Below are 19,623 nucleotides of genomic sequence, written 5' to 3' on the forward strand. Positions count from 1 at the left end.
GCTCCAGCGAGCCATCCGGACGGTGCGGGGGAACCGTCACGGCGCACCAGGCGTCCGACCCGCGTACCTGATGGGCCCCCCCAAGGAGAGACGCCACATGTTCAGCACCCGCACCAGCCGTGCCGCTGCCGCATCCATCGCCCTGGCCGGCATGGTCGGCCTGAGCGCCTGCCAGAGCAACGAGGTCACCACGGCCCCGTCCACGTCGTCGGCCGCCTCGCCGGCCGCGCCCACGAGCCAGGCGCCCAGCACCAGCCAGGCCCCGGCCGCCCCCTCGACCAGCGAGGCTCCCGCGCCGTCGACCACCGAGGCTCCGTCTTCCAGCGAGGCGCCGTCGAGCTCCGCCTCGTCGGGTGACGCCGGTGACACGAAGGTGACGGCCGAGGGCACAAAGCTCAAGTTCGGGCAGGAAGCGGTGGTCCTGGAGAGTTCGACTGGCGACACGAGCGCTGACAGTTACCGACTCAAGGTCGACGGGCTCGAGGTCGCGCCGGACTCGGTCTACACCGGCAACCTCAAGAAGGAGAACGGCCCGGTTTACTTTCTGAAGTACACCGTGACCAACATCGGCAAGGCGGGTTCGGGCAGCTTTGATGCAAGCAGCGTCAACAGCTTCATGCTCATCCCGCAACTGAAGGCTGGGCAGTCCGGCAAGAAGCTGCTCGGTTCGCTGCCGCAGTGCGACTCTGACGACACCGAGCTGTCGGTCGGTCAGAGCGGGAAGGGATGCGAGGTGTATCAGGTCAAGGGCGGTTCCACCGTCACTGACGTCGTCTGGTCTCCCGGCCGCATCACCTGGGGCAAGTGAGCTTTAGCTAGACAGGGTGCGTGCCAGGCAGCGTGTGCTGTGCGTTCCGCCCATCGCTCAGTTTGAGTCTGCTAGGTGCGCGAGCACTCAATCAAGGGGAGGTATGGGGAACGATGAGACGGGCTCTTACTGTGGCTGTTGCGGCGGCTGTCTTCGCAATTCCGGTGGTCTCTGGTTCGACGGGGTCGGCTTACGCGGCAGCGAACCCCTGCTCGCAGTACTACCAGCAGTACCAGACATACGCCCATTACGCGGAGCAGGCTCTGGAAGCAGGGGATGCGGTGGCGTACCAACGGTACGCTTCAGCGGCTAATGCCTACCTCCAGCAGTACAACGCCTGTATGTCTGGTTGACCGCAACTCTTCACGAGCCGCCTAGTTCCGTCTTCCAGACGGTGGTGGGTGACAGACTTCAGCGACGGCCCGGTCTCTCCTGCGGGGAGACCGGGCCGTCGACGTACGTCGGGGGCGGGTGGCGAGAGACCGGCTAGGTGTACTGACCCGCCAGGTTGGGTACACGGTCCGCGGGGGTAGCGCCGTGGAGCGCGGTGTGGCCGCGGTGGTGATTGTAGGTATGGAGGAACTGGGGGAACTGCGCGACGCGTTCGGACTCGCTCGCGTAGGGGCGGGCGTAGGCCCATTCTTCTTGCAGGATCCGGTTGAACCGTTCGACCTTGCCGTTGGTCTGCGGGCGGTAGGGCCGGGTCCGCTTGTGCCGAATCGCGTTGTCGTTCAACACGCTCGCGAAGTCGCGGGAGCGATAGCAGGAGCCGTTGTCGGTCATCACTCGGGCGATGGTGACCCCGATGCTGGTGAAGTGCTCGATCGCGCGGGTCATGAACGCCGAGGCCGTCTGCTTGGTCTCGTCGGCCAAGATCTCGCTGTAGGCGTATCGGGAGTGGTCGTCCATCGCGTGGTGCAGGTAGGCGTAGCCCAGGTTCGGCCGCCCGTGCACCTTCCGGGGCCGGTTCGGGTCGCGGTGCGCGCTGCTGTTGCGTGAGCCAACGACACGGCCCAGGACGCGATGACCGCCACCGTCGGGGATCCGACCGAGCTTCTTGACGTCTACGTGCACCAGCTCCCCCGGAGCGTCCCGCTCGTAGCGCAGCACCCGACGGCGCTGGGCCCGGACCGGGGCACCGGTCGCCGGGTCGGTCCAGCGCAGCACCACAGCGCCGTACCGGGTCAGGATCCGGTGCACGGTCGCCGGGTTCATGCCCAGGTGATACGCGATCCTGGCCGGCCCCCAGCGGCGCGAGACCCGCAACCCGAGCACGCGCCGCTCACGACGCCGGCTCGTCTGATGTCGACAGCTCCGAGGACGACTGGAGCGGTCCTGCATCCCGTCCTTGCCGTGCGCCCGGTACCGGTCAGCCCAGCGCTTGGCCGTGGTCACTGACACGTTGAACCGGTCCGCCGCCCGACGCAGTGGCCAGCCGTCCTCGACGACGCAGCGCGCCAACCGCAGCCGCCCAGTGGGAGTCAGGCAGGCATTAGCGTGGGACATGAAGACCTCCGGGTTGAGGAGCGGTTCCTAGACAGCTCCACACCTCACTCGGGGGTCTTCCCCATGTCACCCCGCCATGCCGATCGCGTCACCAACCTCCCGGGTCAGTACAGCTAGGGCGTGGGCTCGCCGAACCCGAGCGGCTCGCGGGTGAAGCGGTAGGTCGCCCAGCTGAGCTGGCGCACGGACCCGTCCTCGGCCCGGCGCACCACCAGCCGCTCGCCGCGCTCGCGGCCGGACACCGTGACGTACGCGTCGTCGCCGGTGCGTTCGAACACCGAGGGAGGGGCGTCGGCCGGCGCCCGGTCCAGGCGCGCCTCGAGCCGGCCCTCGCGCACCGAGAAGGTGAAGCCGGAACCCTCGGAGAACCAGCGGCCGACCAGCGGCACCAGGTCGTCGGGCAGCTCGGTGCCGGGGGTCCACGGCTCCGGCTCGGGCGGCTCGCGGTCGAGCAGCGCGGCGCCGAGAGTCGTGGCGAGCTCGGCGGGGTCGCCGGCGACGGAGGAGTTCATCAGCGCCATGCCGGTGGTGCCGGACTCGCGATGGGTGAAGAACCCGGTGATCGAGCCGGGCAGCCCGCCGGTGTGGCCGACCCAGGGCTGCCGCTCGCGCCGGACCAGCTCCAGCCCGAGGCCCCAGCCGAGGGTCCAGCCGCGCAGGTCGGCCACCACCTGCGGCTGGCTCATCTCCTCGATCGTGTCGGCGGCCAGCACCGACTCGTCGGGGTCTGCGAGGAAGGCGTGCCAGGCGGCCATGTCGGTCGCGGTGCTCCACAGCGCCCCGGCCGCGCCGGTGGCCCGCTTGTCGACGAGCGGCTCCTCGACGGGGACGTCGGTGTAGGGCGCGACGTAGTAGCGGCCCGCGAGCGGCGGGGTCGGGACGAGGCCGGTCCGGCGCAGGCCGAGCGGGTCGAGCAGGCGCCGCTGCAGGCTGTCGGCCCAGCTGTCGCCGTCGAGGCGGGCGACGATCTCGCCGAGGATCGAGTAGCCGAGATTGCTGTAGTGCCAATAGGTTCCGTCGGGCAGCACCCGCTCGGCGTCGTCCCAGCCGGCCACCAGCTGCTCGCGGTCGGGGAACTCCAGGGTGTCCCACACGTCGCCCACCGGCTCCCGCTGCATGCCGGTGGTGTGCGACAGCAGCTGGCGCACGGTGACCCGCTCGTGCCGCGACCCGGGGATCAGCTCGTCGACGGTGTCGCTCAGGTGCAGCCGGCCCTCGTCGCGCAGCTGCATGACGAGCACGGCGGTGAACGTCTTGGTGTTGGAGGCGACCTGCACCTGCGTGTCGAGGTCGTGCGGCTGGCCGGGGTGCGCCAGGGTGGCCGACCCGATCCCCTTGTGCCACAACACCTTTCCGTTGCGGGCGGTGGCGGCGAGCATCCCCGGGACGCGGTGCTGACGCTGGTGGTCGGCGGCGAGCCGGGTGAGCTCTCGGTCGGTCTCGGGCAGGACGGTCTCGACGGGTTCGGCCATGCACCCGAATGTAGCCATGGGTGGACGGTCACCTGACGGTCATGGAGCGGTCGTGCGGCGGACACGTTGCGCGGACAGGGTGGGGTCACCACACGAGGCCTTGGGGGTGACGATGGCCCTGGCTCAGCAGCCACGCGGTCGACGGTCGTACGCCCTGCCCGCGCGCGCGACCGGCGACCTGTGCCGCGTGCACCTGACCTGGGAGGACCCCGGGCGGCAGGCCGCCTCCTACTTCGTGCACGGGCAGCCGCACCACCTCTCGGGCCCGCAGCGGATGCGCCCGACGAGCCTCAACCTGCTCGGCCAGACCGGTGAACCGGTCTTCGTGCACAGCGGGCTGCACCCGGCCGGCGAGGCGTGGGACTACCTCGTGGTCGCGGTCGACGACCGCGGCGAGGTGTGCGCCACCAGCGACGTCGTGGGGGCCGCCTCGTCGGTCTCGGTGTCGGTGAGCGGGCGCCCGGTCGCCACCGTGGGCTCGTTCGAGGGCCGTTCGCACGGGCGGGCGCTGGCCCGGTTCGGCTACGTCCGATACCAGTCGACCTTCCCCGCCGACGTCGACTTCACCCACGGCCGCGACGAGCCGTCGACCGCCTGGAGCTGGTTGCAGCCCGGACCCGACGACGCGTGGGCCGGACGGCGCACGCACCGCTTCCGGCTGCGCTTCGACCTGGACCACGCGCCGCGCGAGGACCTCGACCTCGCCGTGTGGCTGGCGGACCGGCACCCCACGCGTGCCGCGACGGCCGGGCTGAGCATCAACGGGGAGCGGCTGGAGCCGCTGCTGTTCGTCGACCAGGCCGACGGGGCCGGCGGCGCGGACCACCAGGTGGCGCCGGGGCACGGGGCGGGGCCGGCGTACCTCGAGCGGGCGGTGCCGGCCACGGCGCTGCGGCCGGGGGAGAACGTGCTCGAGATCGTCAAGGACCAGGGGTCCTGGATCGCCTACGACGCGCTGGGGCTGTTCGCGCGGGGCTGACGTCGGCTTGACTCTCCCGTGACGTGAGGCGCTGGAGTGGGCGCCGTGACCAGGGAGCAGGACCAGACGATGTCGACGTGGACGGTCGGTGAGGTCGCGCGCGAGCTCGGCGTGACCGTCCGCACGCTGCACCACTACGACGAGATCGGGCTCGTGGTGCCGAGCGAACGCTCGGCCGCGGGCTACCGGCTCTACACCGAGCCCGACCTCGAGCGGCTGCAGCACGTCGTCGTGTATCGCCGGCTGGAGCTGTCGCTGGAGCAGATCCGAGACCTGCTGCAGGGCGGCGACGCACAGACCCACCTGCGCCGGCAGCGCGAGGCGGTGCTGGCGCGGCTCGACGAGCTCGCCGGCCTGGTCACGGCCATCGACAACGCACTGGAGAAGACCATGAGTGACCAGCGGTTGACCCACGAGGAGCTGAAGGAGCTGTTCGGGGGCGAGTTCTACGACCACCGCGACGAGGCCGAGCAGCGCTGGGGCGACACCGACGCCTGGCGGGAGTCGCAGGAGCGGCAGAAGCGCTACGGCAGGGCCGAGTGGACCCAGATCAAGGCCGAGACCGACCAGCTGCAGGGCGAGCTCGCGCGGCTGTTCAAGGCCGGCGTCCCGGCCACCGACCCGGCCGCGACGGCCGCCGTCGAGGCGCACCGGCAGCACATCACGCGCTGGTTCTACGACTGCCCGCTCGAGATGCACCGCAACCTCGGGGAGCTCTACGTCAGCGACCCGCGGTTCACCGCGAGCTACGACGAGGAGTACGCCGCGCCCGGCCTCGCGCAGTGGGTGCGCGACGCGATCGGGGCCAACGCCGATCGGCAGGACGCGGCAGGCTGAGCGCGCGGGAGGGCCGCGGGAGTCGGGTCGCGGGGCGCTGTCGGCGGGGTCGCCTAGGCTGCGAGCCATGCCGGAGCCTGCTGCCGCCTCGCGTGGGGTGTTCGTCGTGCTCGAGGGTGGCGACGGCGCCGGCAAGTCCACCCAGCAGCGGCTGCTCGCCGACTGGCTGGCCGAGAGCGGCGCCGAGGTGGTGCTCACCCGCGAGCCCGGCGGCACCCCGCTCGGCGAGCAGATCCGCGCGCTGCTGCTGCACGGCGACCACGTCGCGGCGCGCGCCGAGGCGCTGCTGTTCGCGGCCGACCGCGCCCACCACGTCGAGACCGTGGTGCGCCCGGCGCTCGAGCGGGGCGCCGTCGTGGTCCAGGACCGCTATCTCGACTCCTCCGTCGCCTACCAGGGTGCCGGGCGCGACCTGGCGGCCGATGACGTACGCCGGTTGTCGCTGTGGGCGACGCACGACCTGCGCCCCGACCTCACCGTGCTGCTCGACGTGCCGCCGCAGGTCGGTGCCGAGCGGCGCGGCGGGGTGCACGACCGGCTCGAGCGGGAGGGGGCCGACTTCCACGAGCGGGTGCGCCGCGGCTTCCTCGACCTCGCCGAGGCCGAGGCGCACCGCTATCTCGTGGTCGACGCGTCGCTGCCGGCCGACGAGATCGCCGGGATCGTGCGCGAGCGGGTCGCCCCGCTGGTGGGGGGTGCGTCGTGACGGTCTGGCGCGACGTCGTCGGCCAGGACGAGACGGTCGCGACCCTGTCGGCGGCGGCCGCCGACCCCGCGCAGATGACGCACGCGTGGTTGCTCACCGGCCCGCCGGGGTCCGGACGCTCTACTGCCGCAAGGGCTTTCGCGGCTGCGCTGCTGTGCCCCGACCACGGCTGCGGCGACTGCCACGAGTGCCGCACCGCCAAGGACGGCAGCCACGCCGACGTCACCGTCGTGGCCACCGAGGGGCTGTCGATCCAGGTCAAGGACGCGCGCGAGCTGGCTCGGGTCGCCCAGCACCGGCCGTCCGTCGGCGCGTGGCGGATCATCATCATCGAGGACGCCGACCGGCTCACCGAGCGCGCCGCCGACGCGCTGCTCAAGGCGCTCGAGGAGCCGGTGCCGCGCACCGTGTGGCTGCTGTGCGCGCCCTCGCTCGAAGACGTCATCGTCACGATCCGCAGCCGCTCCCGGCACGTGCGGCTGCGCACCCCGCCGGCCGACGCGGTCGCCGAGCTGCTGGTGCGGCGCGACGACGTCGATCCGGCGATGGCGGCGTACGCCGCGCGCGCCGCGCAGTCGCACGTCGGCCTGGCACGTCGGCTGGCCCGCGACGAGGGGGCGCGCATCCGGCGGCGCGACACCCTGCAGCTGGCCGGGCGCATCGGCTCGCTCGGCGACGCGATGGAGGCTGCGGCCGACCTGGCCTCGATCGCCACCGAGGAGTCGACCGCGAGCTCGGCCGAGCGCGACGCGGCCGAGAAGCAGCGGCTGCTCGAGCAGCTCGGCGCCGACCCGGCCGCCCGCACCCAGCCGCCGCACATCCGCTCGCAGGTCAGCGCGCTCGAGAAGGAGCAGAAGACCCGCGCCACGCGGTTCGGGCGCGACGTCGTCGACCGGTCGCTGGTCGACCTGCTGTCGCTCTACCGCGACGCGCTCGTGGTGCAGGCCGGCACCCCGGTCGAGCTGGTCAACGTCGACCAGACCGAGCTGCTGGCCACGCTGGCGCGCTCGTTCAGCGCCGAGCAGCTGCTGGCGTGCATGACCGCGATCGGCACCGCCCGCGAGCGCATCGAGGCCAACGTGCCCCCGCTGCTCGCGCTCGAGGCGATGACGATCAGCCTGCGGCTGCCGCAGCGCCGCTAGCTCCCCGCGACGGCGCCGGATCCGGTGCGAGCCGCGCGGCCGGGCGCCGAGGTTCGTCGGTTAGCGTTCAGGGCAACCCCCCGACGAGAAGGTGAGCCCGGATGACCCCCACGACCGATCGGCGCCGCCGAGTGCGCACCACCGCAGCAGTCACGGCGGCCGCGGCCCTCGTGCTCGCGGGGTGCACCGACTCCGGCTCGTCCGAGCAGTCGTCCACGTCCGTGCCCGCCAGCGCCACCAAGGCGCCCGCGCCGTCGCTGGCGAAGTTCTACGAGCAGAAGCTGGACTGGCGCGGCTGCGAGGACGGGGCGCGGTGCGCGCAGCTGGAGGTGCCGATCGACTACGCCAAGCCTGCGGACGGCACCATCAAGATCGCGGTGCTCAAGCGGGCGGCCACCGGCAAGCGGCAGGGCTCGCTCGTCGTGAACCCCGGCGGCCCGGGCGGTTCGGGTGTCGACTACGCCAACGCGGCCGACTTCATCGTCTCGCGCGACGTGCGCAAGGCGTACGACGTCGTGGGCTTCGACCCTCGGGGCGTGCAGCGCTCGGCGCCGATCACCTGCTACTCCGACACCCAGATGGACGCCTACCTCGCGGGTGACCCGACGCCGGACGACCCGGCCGAGGAGACCGCGTTCATGAACGGCAGCAAGGCGTTCGGCGCCGCGTGCAAGACGAAGGCGCCCCAGCTCGTCGGGCACGTGTCGACGGTCGAGGCCGCCAAGGACATGGACGTGCTGCGGGCGGTGCTGGGGTCACCGAAGCTGGACTACCTGGGCAAGTCCTACGGCACCTTCCTCGGCGCGACCTACGCCGACCTGTTCCCGCAGAACGTCGGCCGGTTCGTGCTCGACGGCGTGGTGCCGCCCGACCTCGACAACAGCGCCGTGAACCGCGGTCAGGCGGAGGGGTTCGAGCGGGCGACGAAGGCGTACGTCAGGGACTGCATCTCCGCGGGCAGCTGCCCGCTGGGAGGCACCGAGGCCGCCGGCGTGAAGCGCATCCAGGACTTCCTCAAGCAGCTCGACGCCAAGCCGATCCCGGTCACGAACGACGCGCGGGTCAAGCAGCTCACCGAGGGCTGGGCGTCGATGGGCATCGCGGCGGCGATGTACGACCAGGGCAGCTGGTCGACGCTGACCGACGCGTTCCGGCAGGCGTTCCGGGGTGACGGCAACGGGTTGATGTCGCTGGCCAACAGCTATGCCGAGCGGGACAGCTCGGGCAGCTACGGCGGCAACATCATGCAGGTCATCGGCGCGGTGAACTGCCTGGACCGGCCCGGCTCGTCCGACCCCAAGTCGTACGAGCGCGACGCGGCCGACTTCAGCAAGGTCGCCCCGACCTGGGGGAAGATGCTGGCCTGGGGCACCGCCGGGTGCGGCACCTGGCCGGTGGAGGCCACGGGCAAGCCGAAGCGGATCACGGCCGAGGGCGCCGACCCGATCCTGGTGGTCGGCACCACGCGCGACCCGGCGACGCCCTACGAGTGGTCGGTCCGGCTCAACAACATGCTGGCCGACAACCGGTTGATCTCCTGGGACGGCGACGGCCACACGGCCTACATGCGCAGCAACCAGTGCGTCGACGACACGGTCGATGCCTACCTGCTCGAGGGCAAGGTGCCGAGCGCGAAGGACACCAAGTGCTGAGCGGGTCGGCCTGACGTCGTTGCGCGGCGCGGCGCTCGGCCGGTCTCAGGTCTCCGGGCCGAGCGCGGCGTCGAGCACCGCGGGGTCCTCGCAGGCGCGGGCGAACGCGGCGATGCGGGCGCGGATCTCGCGGCCGAGCACCTGCTGGCCGATGGGTTCGGCGACGGGGGCGAGCAGGGCGGGCTTGATGGCGTAGGTGTACTTCCAGACCGCGAGCGTGCCGTCGACGCCGCCGCGCACCTCGGGGGTGAAGCGCCAGCCGCCGCCGAAGCTCGCGAAGAACCACGGCCCGGTCTCCATGGTCATCCCGACCGACGACGGCGGGCGGTAGGACACGTAGCGGCTGACCATCGACGGCCCGACGCGCGCCCGGGTGAGGGTGCGCACGCCCTTGCCGGGCCGCTTGGCGTCGAGCAGCTCCTGGTGACGGATGAACGGGTCCCAGCTCAGGCGTACGTCGCCGGTGGTCTGACTCACCGCGAACGCGACCGCGGGACTCACCGGCACCCACGTCGAGGCCACGACCTGAGGCACGCTCACGAGCGTAGGCGAGGCGCCGGCGCTCGATTCGGCGGCTCGCGGCCCCGTGCGTATACTCGGTGCTCGCGCCCGGCGACGGGCGCCCGCCGCCTTAGCTCAGTCGGCAGAGCGATTCACTCGTAATGAATAGGTCGTCGGTTCGATTCCGACAGGCGGCTCACCTCCAGACACCCCCGGCCGACGGTCGGGGGTGTTCTCGTGCCGGCGGATCGGCCCCCACCTGTCGCACCCCCCTGGCAGCATGCCGCCAACAGCTCAGGGGAGGGTGACCATGCCCGAGATGGACGAGCAGGACGTGGACGAGAAGGCGGAGCCGGGATTCGGGGGCTGGCTGTCGAGGTCTTGGCTCACGGCCTGTGCCTCTGCCCTCGTCGGAGGGATCGTCACTGCGGTCGTCATCCATGGACCGAACCAGTTCCGTCATTGGCTCGACACGTTCAGCCGGACGCCGGGCTTCGGTGGTGTTGCGGCGCTGGGCGCGGCTGCGGTGGCGTTCGCGGCCGCGAGCAAGACCGTGCGGGCGTCCAGGGAGAGCACGACGAAGACGATCAGGGCACAGGCCGTGGAGAAGCGCGAGGACCGGTGGTGGGACACGGCCAGATGGGCGTATGACTCCTTCGCGCGGCAAGAGGCGACCAGGAACGTGCCAGTGGTCCTTGCCGTCCTGCAGCACCTCACGACCGAGCTCGGCGAGCGACCGGACACCGAGGGCGGCAGGCTCGTGAAGTCGTTCGCGGCCGCGGTGGAGGAGGAGGTCAACCAGCAGCGATTGGCCGCGGCGCAGGAGACGGTGCGGATCCTGCAAGCCGCTGTTCAACCCGACAGGCCAGGCCGGCCCCCGGTCATCGCGCCAGATGGCACCCGAGTGGGCTGGACGCCATGGAAGATCGTGGAGGAGTCGGGCCCGCACAAGGGCGAGGTATGGGCTGCGCTGCCGATGGAGCCCGGCGAGGAGACGAGAGTGCGGATGGCTCCCGTGTCCCTTGACGTGCAGGCCCACGTGTCCTACGTGCCCACGAGAGCGACGCCTCAACAGGTCGCAACGTCACCAGTCATCACGGTGCCCCTCGCAGCCGATCCCACCGGGGAGCAGCTCGCTTCGCTCCGTGTGCACTACGGCTCCAATGGAGTGACAGGGCCCGATGGCAGGGGTCATGATGGAAGCGCGGAACGAGCGGAGGAGCCCTCGGATGGTGAGTGACCGGACGCAGACCAAGGGTGGCAGGACGATTCGGCGGGTTCAGCTGGACGAGGCCATTCAGATCCCTGAGGCCGGTCGTGAGGTGACCGACAACGTGCTCTCGCAGGTCCGCGACGTGGTGTCCCACTACGAGACTCCTGAGTGGCAGCGGCTGGCCGTTCGCGATGCCGTTGCGCAGGTCGAAGTCCCAGAGTCGGTGCGACAGGCGATCCGCGAGATGAGTGGGGATGAGCTATTGCCGGACGGCACCCGTGAGGCTCTCAGGAACGCGGGATCGGTCAGCAGCGTTCCGGCGCCAATCCTGGAACAGGTCCAGCTTCTGGTGAAGTCGTATCTCGACTCTGTCGAGCTCGCGAACGAGGCGCGGGCACTGCGCCACGACGTGACGTCGTTGCGGGTCGACGCCGAGGCATCTTGACTCTCGCGGGAGCGTGGAGATGAGCCACGCACCGGTGGCAGCCTGGATGAGGCGGGCTGGCTCGTCCCGCTGGACGACGAGGGCAACCGCGTGGTGGCGCTCTACGTTCTCGCCGACCCGGCCGGGCACCCCATCTGTCTTCTCGTTCAATAGGCCCGCACAATGGGCCCGCACCGAGCGCAGACGACACGGATCGGGCTAGCTGCTGGGGAGGCCCGAGGATGTGCCTCCTGAGGTAGCGCTTGGCCCCCGGGGTCGCCGTGTGGCCTGCCGGAAGACTGGCGCAGGTAGTGTCACCAGGCGGTGGTTCGAGATTCGCGACGTCCCACTCGGCCCGGGCGACGCGAACGTCCCGCACGGAGGTCAAGGGGGATCTGTGGAGATCGAGCAGCAGGCAGAGATCACGAGCTGCGCGCCTTGAGGGCGCCGATGCGGTCGATCGTCGTTGATCACGTCTCGCTCCGGTACCGGCGCTCCAGCCGCGCGGCGCTGCAGGACGTGACCTGTGAGCTACGACCCGGCGTGACCGGGTTGGTCGGCGTCAACGGAGCGGGCAAGTCGTCGCTGTTGTCGTTGATCGCCACCGGTCGTCGGCCGAGCAGCGGCAGGATCACTTGGGACGAGAGCGAGCCGAGCCTGGCCGACGTCCGGCGCGAGACGTCCTGGGTCCCCCAGGCGGCGGCACCCCCGAGGAACTTCACCGCCGAAGAGTTCTTGACCTACGGCTGTTTCCTCAAGGATGTTCCGCGCCGTGCTCGGACGAGCCGCGTGGAGCATGCTCTCGAAAGCGTTTGTCTGCTGGACTCGCGGCGCGTGAAGTGCGGGGCCTTGTCCGGTGGTCAAGTGCGACGTCTCGGCATTGCCTGGGGCATGTTGAGCGAGCCGCAGGTGCTCCTGCTCGACGAGCCGACAGCCGGCTTGGACGTCTACCAGCGTCGTGGGGTGCGCGAGCTGATGCGAGCGGGCCTGGCGCCGATGGTCGTCGTGAGTAGCCACTCGTTCAACGACCTGGAGAGCGTCGCGGATCGTCTTCTTGTCCTCGACTCAGGGCGCCTGGTTTTCGAGGGGTCGATGCAGCAGGTGCGAGAAAGGTTGTCGGCGGTGGAGAGTCACGACCCAGAAGAAAGGTTCGTCGCACTTCTGGACTCGGTGCGGGAGGTTGAGTGAGACCTCAGCGAGCACAGTTTTTCCTCGTCGCAGTCATGATGCTCTCGCTCCAGCTGGCCGCGGTCTTCTCGCGCGGAACCTCGCAGTTCTGGGCGCGCGAGTCGGGTAGTGCTCTGGACTGGGCCTTGGCGTCGTCGCCTCTGGTTGCCGCATGCGTGGCTGGTGTTGCTTGCTACCAGGCGCAGGTCTGCGTTCCCGGGAGGCAGCCTCACGAGGCCTTGGCCCAGGTGCGCACTTCCAGAGCCGTGATCCTGTCGTCGTGGCCCGCGGTCGCAGGCGGCATCACCTCCACCGTGCTCGTCGTGGGGATCGCGCTGCTGATCGTTCTTCGTACCCGCGGGGATCTGCCGCTTCCGCATACCTGGGGGTTGCTGATCGTGGCGTTATGCATGGATGCCGCCGCTGGTGCCGCGGGAGCGATCTTGGGGTTGATCCTGCGCGGCCCTATCGTCCCGTTCCTCGTGGCCATACTGGGATTCTTGGGATTCTTCGTGGCCGGATCCGTCGGGATCGCTCGGCTCCTGCGAATCGGGGGCAGCACCGGCTCGGTCTCTGACTTCTCCGTGTCGTGGCCGACTGTAGGAATCTGGTGTGCGGCCCTGCTGACGATCCCATCGATGCTGGTCCTGATGGTCGGCTGGGTTCGAGGTTCGCCCAGACTCTTGAGCTCCACGCCGATCACCGTGCTCTGCCTGGCCGTCGTGGCGGGGCTGTTCTGGGTGCTGGCCGCCGACAGCGGCGGTCAGGGCTACGTCTACCAGCTGAAGCGAGACACTCCAGATCGCTGCGCCTCGCAGGACGGCATCACGGTGTGCTCGAGATCGTCGTCGGCCTTTGATCCGGCCTCCACGGCGGAGGCCCTGGCGCCGTACGAACAGGTTGTGCGCTCGCTCCGCCCCGGAGGGTCGAAGGATTCCCGCTGGAACGTGGTGTCCGTGGCCGGGGAAGCGCCGCCGGGCCGTTTGATCATCGCGAACTCAACCGGCGCGGAGATCCCCATGAAGTACGAACTGAGCGAAGGGGCGCTCGGCGGGTCAGGGTGCCCCAGGCTGGTCAACAGTCCGAAGTTCGTCTCGGTGCTCACGGTTGCCGGCGAATGGGTGGCCTACCAGGTGACCAACGAGCCCGTTCCTGGAACCACTGCCGCACAGCTGGAGTGGCTGAGGTCGCCGGAAGGAAGGTCGTGGACCGCGCGGGCCGCAGCGGCGATCGAGTCTTGCGACGTCGCCGGCGTGCCGGCTCCACGCGGCTGGGGCTCGCAGGAGTCGGGCCTGACGTGGTGAGTGGGCTACTGCTCTTCGTTCGGGCCCGCGGCGGGACCGCGGTGTGCGGTGTCCTGGCAGCGATCGTCGTGGCAAACCTCACGCTGCAGAATCAGCTGATCTTCGATCCCGGAAGTCCCGAAGGGACTCTGGTGCAGGCTTGGTTCCCCATCGCCGTCTCCCTCGCCGCGGCCCGGGCCTCATACGACTCCACGGGCCCCCTCTCGGTATTCGCAGGGAAGCGGGTGCAGGCCATCGCTGCCGGCTGGCTGGTGGCAGTCGGCTGTGCGGCTCTGATCGTGTCCCAGCCCGGCGCGCCTGCAGCCGAGTCATCGATCTACCAGATCCGCCCAGCGCTTCCTGTCGGGCTGACTGTCGCCGTCGCGTACCTGGCGAGCTGCGTCGCACCGTTCTGGTGGACGGCAACCATCAGTTTCGTCTGGGCGACGGCGCTGTTCTTCGCCGCGCGTCCGGCACTCACCGGCGGTGACTCGTGGGTGGCGGCGATCTGGGACGGTGCGAACGGTGCAGACACCGTCGTGTCCGTCCTGATCGTGGTGGCCGCCGCAGCGGTGAAGTCGGTTTGTGCGGCGCGGCGCATCGTCCAGCCGCCCGCCGACCCGCATCGGTGACTCCGATCGGTGAGGAAACGTGCGCTGCAGCGCACGGTTGCTCACCGATGCCGGTCACCGATGAGGCACCTCGTGCCTTCCCCTATCGTGGGATCCTCCACCGCCCCGACCCCCGCACAGAAGGACGACGTGGACACCTATCGACATAGGCCTCGGCGATGACCGAGGTCCTGCTTCTGCTGCTCGCCGCGGTGCTCGTCGTGCTGTGCGGGCTGTTCGTGGCCGCCGAGTTCGCGTTCGTCACCGTCGACCGGCGTGCCGTCGAGCGCGAGGTCGCGACGGGCGACCGGGCCGCCACGGGCGTACAGACCGCGCTGAAGTCGCTGTCGACGCAGCTGTCCGGCGCCCAGGTCGGCATCACCATCACCAACCTGGCGATCGGTTTCCTCGCCGAGCCCTCGCTCGCCCGGCTGCTGACCGGTCCGCTCGGCGCGGTCGGCATCGAGGGCGGCGCGGCCCGCGCGGTCGGCGTCGCCATCGCGATGGCCGTCTCGACCACGCTGACCATGGTGTTCGGCGAGCTGGTGCCGAAGAACTTCGCGATCGCGCTGCCGCTGCGCACGGCCCGCGCGGTGCAGGGCTTCATGCGCGGCTTCACCAGGGTCACCCGCCCGCTCATCGCCTTCCTCAACGGCGCGGCCAACAAGTTCCTGCGCCGCATCGGCATCGAGCCGACCGAGGAGCTCGCGTCGGCGCGCAGCCCGCAGGAGCTGTCCTTCCTCGTGACTCGCTCGGTCGACCAGGGGACGCTCGACGAGGCCACCGCCAATCTCGTACGCCGGAGCCTGCTCTTCGGAGACCGCCGGGCGCACGAGGTGATGACTCCGCGCTCGCAGCTGGACTTCATCAGCCCCGACGAGCGGCTCACCCAGGTGGTCGACCGGATCCACGACAGCGGTCACGCCCGCTTCCCGGTGCTCGACGCGAGGACCGACGAGGTGCTGGGGCTGATCACCACCGCGCAGGTGCTGCAGGTGCCGGTCGACATGCGCAGCCGGCGCACGGTCGCCGACGTCATGCTGCCGCCGACCCTGGTGCCGTCGTCGGTCGACCTCGACACCCTGCTGGAGATGCTGCGCGACGGCCCGCACCAGCTCGGCGTCGTCATCGACGAGTTCGGCAGCGTCGACGGGGTCGTCACCCTGGAGGACCTCGTCGAGGAGATCACCGGCGAGCTCGACGACGAGCACGACCAGCCGTCCGCCCCGCGCGAGCTGACCACCGGCACGTGGGAGCTGTCGGGTCTGCTGCGCATCGACGAGGTGCGCGACACGATCGGGCTGTCGCTGCCGGAGTCCGACGACTACGACACCCTCGCCGGGCTCGTGCTGTTCCGCCTCGAGCGGATGGCCGAGCCGGGCGACGAGGTCGAGCTCGACGGGTACGACCGTGAGCACCGCACCCGCCCGGTCACCCTCGGCGTCGTCGACCTCGAGGGCGTGCGCATCGACACCGTGCGCGTCTCCGTCGGCGACCCGGTCGAGCCGGACGAGACCGAGGGGGAGCGCTGATGGACTGGGTCTTCCTCGGCGTCGCCGTGCTGCTGCTCGGCCTCAACGCCTTCTTCGTCGGCGCGGAGTTCGCGCTGATCTCGGCGCGCCGCAGCTCGATCGAGCCGCTGGCGCAGCAGGGCGACCGGCGCGCGCAGGTCACCCTCGGCGCCATGGAGAACGTGTCGCTGATGATGGCGACCGCGCAGCTGGGCATCACCGTCTGCTCGCTCGGCCTCGGCGCCGTGGGCGAGCCGGCGCTCGCCCACCTGATCTCCGGGCCGATGGGCGCGGTGGGGCTGCCCGACGGGCTGATCCACCCGGTCGCGTTCGTGCTCGCGCTGGCCATCGTGGTCGGGTTGCACGTCGTCGCCGGCGAGATGATCCCCAAGAACATCGCGCTCGCCGGACCCGACCGCAGCGCGCTATGGCTCGGGCCGCCGCTGGTGCTCGTGAGCCGGGTGCTCAAGCCGTTCGTCGTCGCGATGAACTGGCTGGCCAACCGGGTGCTGCACCTGATCGGCGTCGAGCCGCGCGACGAGGTCGTCAGCACCTTCACCCGCGACGAGGTGCACGAGATGGTCGAGGAGTCCAGCCGCGAGGGGCTGCTCGACGAGCACGAGCGCGACCTGCTCAGCCGCGCCCTGCACTTCGAGGAGGGCTCGGTCCAGGAGGTCACGATCCCGGTGTCCGAGGTCGTGCTGGCCCCGCGGACGGCGCCCCGCTCGAAGCTCGAGACCCTCTCCCGCGAGTCGGGCTTCTCGCGCATCGCGCTCTACGACCCCGACGTGCAGGACCAGTTCGTCGGCTACGTCCACGTCAAGGACGTGCTCGACAACAACCCCCGCATGCAGTCCGAGCCGGTGCCCGACAGCGCCGTGCGCAGGCTGCCGTCGCTGGCGTCGGAGGCGACCCTGCGCGACGCGCTCGAGACGATGCGCCGCTCGCAGGCGCACATGCTGCAGGTGCGTGACGGCGGGCGCACGGTCGGCATCATCGTGCTGGAGGACGTCATCGCGCGCATCGTCGGCCAGATCGGTGCGCAGGGCTGAGCGGCGACGAGCTCGACCGGGTCCCGGGGCAGGTACGCCTGGCGCGGGTCGGCGGCGACGTGCGGCTCCACGAGGCGTCGGGTCACGCACTGCTGTACGCCGACCGCGCGAGAACCCTTCTGCCCGAAGCGGATCGGGTCCTCATGCGGCGCGACACCGTCTTCGACGTCGCGTCGATCACGAAGGTGTTCACGTCGCTGACGCTGGCGGCGCTGGTCGACCGGGGTGACGTCGCGCTCGGGGAGCCGGTGCGGGCGTACCTGCCGGGGTTCGTCGGCAAGAACGCCGTCACGGTGCGCCACCTCGCGCTGCACACCAGCGGACTGCCGTGGTGGCTGCCGCTGTGGAGCGACTGGCCCGACCGCGCCGCGCGTCTCGACGCGGTGCTGCGCTGCCCGCTCGAGGCCCCGGCCGGGACGCGATACACCTACAGCGACCTCAACCTGATCACGTTGCAGCTGGTGCTCGAGGCGGTCGCCGGCGACGGGCTCGCGGAGCTGGTGCGGACGCGCGTCACCGGCCCGATCGGCATGTCCCGCACCGGTTTCGGGCCGGTCGAGCCGTCCCTGTGCGCCGCCACCGAGGACGAGGTCGACGCCGGCCGCGGGGTCGTGCGGGGCGAGGTGCACGACGAGAACGCGTGGTCGCTCGGCGGCGTCAGCGGCCACGCCGGCATCTTCTCGACCGCGCACGACCTGGGCCTGCTCGGTCAGGCGGTGCTCGACGGGTTCGGCGGCAGGTGGGCGCGCGACGACCTGAGCTCGGGCGCGACCGGCGAGCAGCACAGCCTGGTCTTCGAGCTGGACCGCCCCGCGTGGATGGGCGGCCTCGCCGGGCCGCGCACGATGGGGCACACCGGGTTCACCGGGACGTCGCTGGTGATCGACCCCGACCGGCAGGCCGTCGCGGTGCTGCTCACCAACCGGGTGCACCCCACGCGCGAGACGCCGAGCATCCACCCGCTGCGCGCCGCCTTCGCCGACGAGGTGGCCGCGCTCGACAACCTCAAGAATGATCGAGGCGGATAGGCATGCCGGTCCGCCTCGATCATTTCTGGTCGTCTCAGGGGGCTGACCGGACCCGGCGGGTGATCTCCTCGGCCACCAGGTCGGCGTTGGCCTCGGGCAGCCAGTGGCCGGCCTTCACCTCGACGAACCGGTAGTCACCCGACACGAGCTCGGCCGTGCGCTCGGCCGCCGCGCGGCCGAGCGCGAAGTCCTTGCTGCCCCAGACGTACGTCGTGGGGACGGTGACGGTGCTGGGGGAGGTCGGTCTCGATACGCGCTCGTCCCTCGCGCTACTCGACCGGCTTGGGCTTGCGCTGCTCGACCGGCTTGGGCTTGCGCTGCTCGACCGGCTTGGGCTTGCGCTGCTCGACCGGCTTGGGCCTGCGCTGCTCGACCGGCTTCGGGTCGCGAGCTTCTTGGCCTTGGCGAGCACGGTCGTGGGCATCGCGCGGTACCAGTTCATCGGCGCGGTCAGCGAGGCCGGCGTGGGGAAGCGCGCCTCGTAGCGCGCGGCCTGCTCGTCGGTGAGGCCGCTGCGGCGGTAGAACCCGCCGAGCATGGCGTGCAGCCGCCTCTCGGGCAGGGTCGGCAGCTGGAACATCGCCATGTACCAGCTGCGCTTGGCCTGGTCGCTGCGCAGCATCGCCCAGTTCAGCGCCCGCGGGTGCGGCGTCGACAGCACGGTGAGCGACGCGACCCGCTGCGGCACCCGCTCGCCCAGGGTCCACGCGACCGCGCCGCCCCAGTCGTGACCAACGACGTGGAAGCGCTCGGCGCCGGCCGCGTCGGCGAGGGCGAGCACGTCGGCGACCAGCTCGCGCATGGCGTACGCCGACCGCGCCTTCGGGCTCGCGCCGGGTGAGTACCCGCGCTGGTCTGGCGCGATCGTGCGCAGACCCGCGGCGTTCAGCGCGGGCGTGACGTCCTGCCAGGCGGTGCGGTCCTGCGGGAAGCCGTGCAGCAGGACGACCAGCTCGCCGTCAGCCGGGCCGGCGTCGGTCACGTCGAAGGTGAGTCCGTCACGGGTGTAGGTGTCCACGCTCACAACCTACGGCGTCGACTCCGCACGCGTGTTGTATCTATGATGGATACAACATGAGTGCATCAACGACCACGCGCACCTCGGCCGCCGACCGGGTGTACGACCACGTCAAGTCGGCCATCCTCGGCGGCGACCGCGAGGGCGGCTCCTTCCTCACCGAGGGCGAGGTCGCCGACGAGGTCGGCGTCTCGCGCACGCCGGTGCGCGAGGCCCTGCTGCGCCTGCAGGTCGAGGGTCTCGTCACGCTCTATCCCAAGAAGGGCGCGCTGGTCACCTCGGTGACCGCGCGCGACGCGCGCGAGGTGCTCGAGGCGCGGCAGGTGATCGAGGAGTGGGCCGCCGGGCGCGCCTGGAGCCGCCGCGCCGACCTGGTCGAGATGCTGGAGCCGGCGCTGGAGGCCATGCGCGCCGCCCGTCAGGCCGACGACCCGGGCGCGTTCTCGACCGCCGACCGGACGTTCCACGAGCTGATCGTCGACGCCGCGGGCAACGGGGTGATCTCCCGGCACTACTCCTCGTTGCGCGACCGCCAGCTGTGCATCCTCGCCGGGCAGATCCGGGCGGGGTCGGGCCGGATGAAGCACGCCCTCGACACCCACGGCGAGCTGCTCGAGCTGCTGCGCAGCGGCACCCGCGCCCAGTTCGTCAAGGCCTCCCGCGAGCACGTCGCCGACGCGATGCAGCGGCTCGGCGTCGGTGGCGAACGGTGA

The 19,623-nt window shown here is 71.0% G+C and carries 19 protein-coding genes and 1 tRNA gene; 16 read left to right on the forward strand and 4 right to left on the reverse strand.

What is annotated here, in order from left to right:
• Positions 1–97: 97 nt before the first annotated feature.
• Positions 98–808: a DUF4352 domain-containing protein gene (locus FB554_RS00075; protein ID WP_142004077.1), complete on the forward strand. Its 711-nt coding sequence runs from the start codon at positions 98–100 to the stop codon at positions 806–808.
• A gap of 486 nt (positions 809–1,294) precedes the next feature.
• On the opposite strand, the gene FB554_RS00080 is transcribed toward FB554_RS00075, so the two are convergent.
• Both FB554_RS00080 and FB554_RS00085 read right to left on the reverse strand, forming a co-directional pair.
• The gene (locus FB554_RS00080; RefSeq protein WP_142004078.1) at positions 1,295–2,314 is read right to left on the reverse strand and encodes an IS481 family transposase; all 1,020 of its coding nucleotides are present in this window, start codon (positions 2,312–2,314) and stop codon (positions 1,295–1,297) included.
• A gap of 113 nt (positions 2,315–2,427) precedes the next feature.
• Positions 2,428–3,786 carry a serine hydrolase domain-containing protein gene (locus tag FB554_RS00085; protein WP_142004079.1) on the reverse strand — a complete coding sequence of 453 codons (1,359 nt, stop codon included), beginning with the start codon at positions 3,784–3,786 and terminating at the stop codon, positions 2,428–2,430.
• Between the two features lie 112 nt (positions 3,787–3,898).
• Between FB554_RS00085 and FB554_RS00090 the strand changes: the two genes are divergently transcribed.
• From FB554_RS00090 to FB554_RS00110, 5 genes are all read left to right on the forward strand, one after another.
• Positions 3,899–4,765 (forward strand): polysaccharide lyase family protein, encoded by an 867-nt coding sequence (locus tag FB554_RS00090; RefSeq protein WP_211344502.1) that lies wholly within the window; start codon positions 3,899–3,901, stop codon positions 4,763–4,765.
• Between the two features lie 45 nt (positions 4,766–4,810).
• Positions 4,811–5,602 (forward strand): MerR family transcriptional regulator, encoded by a 792-nt coding sequence (locus FB554_RS00095; protein ID WP_338070542.1) that lies wholly within the window; start codon positions 4,811–4,813, stop codon positions 5,600–5,602.
• Between the two features lie 67 nt (positions 5,603–5,669).
• The gene (tmk, locus tag FB554_RS00100) at positions 5,670–6,308 is read left to right on the forward strand and encodes a dTMP kinase (RefSeq protein ID WP_142004081.1); all 639 of its coding nucleotides are present in this window, start codon (positions 5,670–5,672) and stop codon (positions 6,306–6,308) included.
• Positions 6,305–7,450: a DNA polymerase III subunit delta' gene (locus FB554_RS00105; RefSeq protein WP_142004082.1), complete on the forward strand. Its 1,146-nt coding sequence runs from the start codon at positions 6,305–6,307 to the stop codon at positions 7,448–7,450. Before tmk ends, FB554_RS00105 begins: the two co-directional genes overlap by 4 nt.
• Before the next feature lie 101 nt (positions 7,451–7,551).
• A complete protein-coding gene (locus FB554_RS00110) occupies positions 7,552–9,102 on the forward strand; it encodes an alpha/beta hydrolase (protein WP_142004083.1) in 1,551 nt (516 codons plus the stop codon).
• Positions 9,103–9,147: 45 nt separating this feature from the next.
• On the opposite strand, the gene FB554_RS00115 is transcribed toward FB554_RS00110, so the two are convergent.
• The gene (locus FB554_RS00115; protein ID WP_142004084.1) at positions 9,148–9,636 is read right to left on the reverse strand and encodes an SRPBCC family protein; all 489 of its coding nucleotides are present in this window, start codon (positions 9,634–9,636) and stop codon (positions 9,148–9,150) included.
• A gap of 91 nt (positions 9,637–9,727) precedes the next feature.
• Here FB554_RS00115 and FB554_RS00120 point away from each other — a divergent pair.
• The 9 genes from FB554_RS00120 (at position 9,728) to FB554_RS00160 (ending at position 17,892) form a co-directional block, all read left to right on the forward strand.
• Positions 9,728–9,800, forward strand: a tRNA-Thr gene (locus FB554_RS00120).
• 122 nt (positions 9,801–9,922) lie between these two features.
• Entirely contained in the window at positions 9,923–10,843 is a 921-nt protein-coding gene (locus tag FB554_RS00125) for a hypothetical protein (protein WP_142004085.1), read from the forward strand.
• Positions 10,836–11,261 carry a hypothetical protein gene (locus FB554_RS00130; protein ID WP_142004086.1) on the forward strand — a complete coding sequence of 142 codons (426 nt, stop codon included), beginning with the start codon at positions 10,836–10,838 and terminating at the stop codon, positions 11,259–11,261. The genes FB554_RS00125 and FB554_RS00130 overlap by 8 nt, the downstream gene beginning before the upstream one ends.
• A gap of 429 nt (positions 11,262–11,690) precedes the next feature.
• Positions 11,691–12,428 carry an ABC transporter ATP-binding protein gene (locus FB554_RS00135; protein WP_142004087.1) on the forward strand — a complete coding sequence of 246 codons (738 nt, stop codon included), beginning with the start codon at positions 11,691–11,693 and terminating at the stop codon, positions 12,426–12,428.
• 35 nt (positions 12,429–12,463) lie between these two features.
• Positions 12,464–13,711, forward strand: a complete 1,248-nt coding sequence (locus FB554_RS00140; protein WP_142004088.1) for a hypothetical protein — start codon at positions 12,464–12,466, stop codon at positions 13,709–13,711.
• Positions 13,712–13,779: 68 nt separating this feature from the next.
• Positions 13,780–14,322, forward strand: a complete 543-nt coding sequence (locus tag FB554_RS00145; protein WP_142004089.1) for a hypothetical protein — start codon at positions 13,780–13,782, stop codon at positions 14,320–14,322.
• A gap of 158 nt (positions 14,323–14,480) precedes the next feature.
• On the forward strand, positions 14,481–15,833 hold the full coding sequence (locus FB554_RS00150; RefSeq protein WP_142004090.1) for a hemolysin family protein: 1,353 nt from the start codon (positions 14,481–14,483) through the stop codon (positions 15,831–15,833).
• Positions 15,833–16,864, forward strand: coding sequence for a hemolysin family protein (locus FB554_RS00155; protein ID WP_142004091.1), 1,032 nt, complete (start codon positions 15,833–15,835; stop codon positions 16,862–16,864). The genes FB554_RS00150 and FB554_RS00155 overlap by 1 nt, the downstream gene beginning before the upstream one ends.
• Positions 16,861–17,892, forward strand: coding sequence for a serine hydrolase (locus FB554_RS00160; RefSeq protein ID WP_142004092.1), 1,032 nt, complete (start codon positions 16,861–16,863; stop codon positions 17,890–17,892). The genes FB554_RS00155 and FB554_RS00160 overlap by 4 nt, the downstream gene beginning before the upstream one ends.
• A gap of 34 nt (positions 17,893–17,926) precedes the next feature.
• Here the strand turns inward: FB554_RS00160 and FB554_RS00165 are convergent, their stop codons facing one another.
• Positions 17,927–18,910, reverse strand: a complete 984-nt coding sequence (locus FB554_RS00165) for an alpha/beta fold hydrolase (RefSeq protein WP_142004093.1) — start codon at positions 18,908–18,910, stop codon at positions 17,927–17,929.
• A 56-nt stretch (positions 18,911–18,966) separates the two neighbouring features.
• Between FB554_RS00165 and FB554_RS00170 the strand changes: the two genes are divergently transcribed.
• Positions 18,967–19,623 (forward strand): GntR family transcriptional regulator, encoded by a 657-nt coding sequence (locus FB554_RS00170; protein WP_142004094.1) that lies wholly within the window; start codon positions 18,967–18,969, stop codon positions 19,621–19,623.

It is taken from the genome of Barrientosiimonas humi (genome assembly GCF_006716095.1).
Classification (GTDB): domain Bacteria; phylum Actinomycetota; class Actinomycetes; order Actinomycetales; family Dermatophilaceae; genus Barrientosiimonas; species Barrientosiimonas humi.

Bases quoted from the DNA above. Each gene is read 5' to 3' on its own strand.
- FB554_RS00075 (WP_142004077.1), top strand. From the start codon at position 98: ATGTTCAGCACCCGCACCAGCCGTGCCGCTGCCGCATCCATCGCCCTG.
- FB554_RS00080 (WP_142004078.1), bottom strand. From the start codon at position 2,314: ATGTCCCACGCTAATGCCTGCCTGACTCCCACTGGGCGGCTGCGGTTG.
- FB554_RS00085 (WP_142004079.1), bottom strand. From the start codon at position 3,786: ATGGCCGAACCCGTCGAGACCGTCCTGCCCGAGACCGACCGAGAGCTC.
- FB554_RS00090 (WP_211344502.1), top strand. From the start codon at position 3,899: ATGGCCCTGGCTCAGCAGCCACGCGGTCGACGGTCGTACGCCCTGCCC.
- tmk (WP_142004081.1), top strand. From the start codon at position 5,670: ATGCCGGAGCCTGCTGCCGCCTCGCGTGGGGTGTTCGTCGTGCTCGAG.
- FB554_RS00110 (WP_142004083.1), top strand. From the start codon at position 7,552: ATGACCCCCACGACCGATCGGCGCCGCCGAGTGCGCACCACCGCAGCA.
- FB554_RS00125 (WP_142004085.1), top strand. From the start codon at position 9,923: ATGGACGAGCAGGACGTGGACGAGAAGGCGGAGCCGGGATTCGGGGGC.
- FB554_RS00135 (WP_142004087.1), top strand. From the start codon at position 11,691: ATGCGGTCGATCGTCGTTGATCACGTCTCGCTCCGGTACCGGCGCTCC.
- FB554_RS00140 (WP_142004088.1), top strand. From the start codon at position 12,464: ATGATGCTCTCGCTCCAGCTGGCCGCGGTCTTCTCGCGCGGAACCTCG.
- FB554_RS00150 (WP_142004090.1), top strand. From the start codon at position 14,481: ATGACCGAGGTCCTGCTTCTGCTGCTCGCCGCGGTGCTCGTCGTGCTG.
- FB554_RS00155 (WP_142004091.1), top strand. From the start codon at position 15,833: ATGGACTGGGTCTTCCTCGGCGTCGCCGTGCTGCTGCTCGGCCTCAAC.
- FB554_RS00170 (WP_142004094.1), top strand. From the start codon at position 18,967: ATGAGTGCATCAACGACCACGCGCACCTCGGCCGCCGACCGGGTGTAC.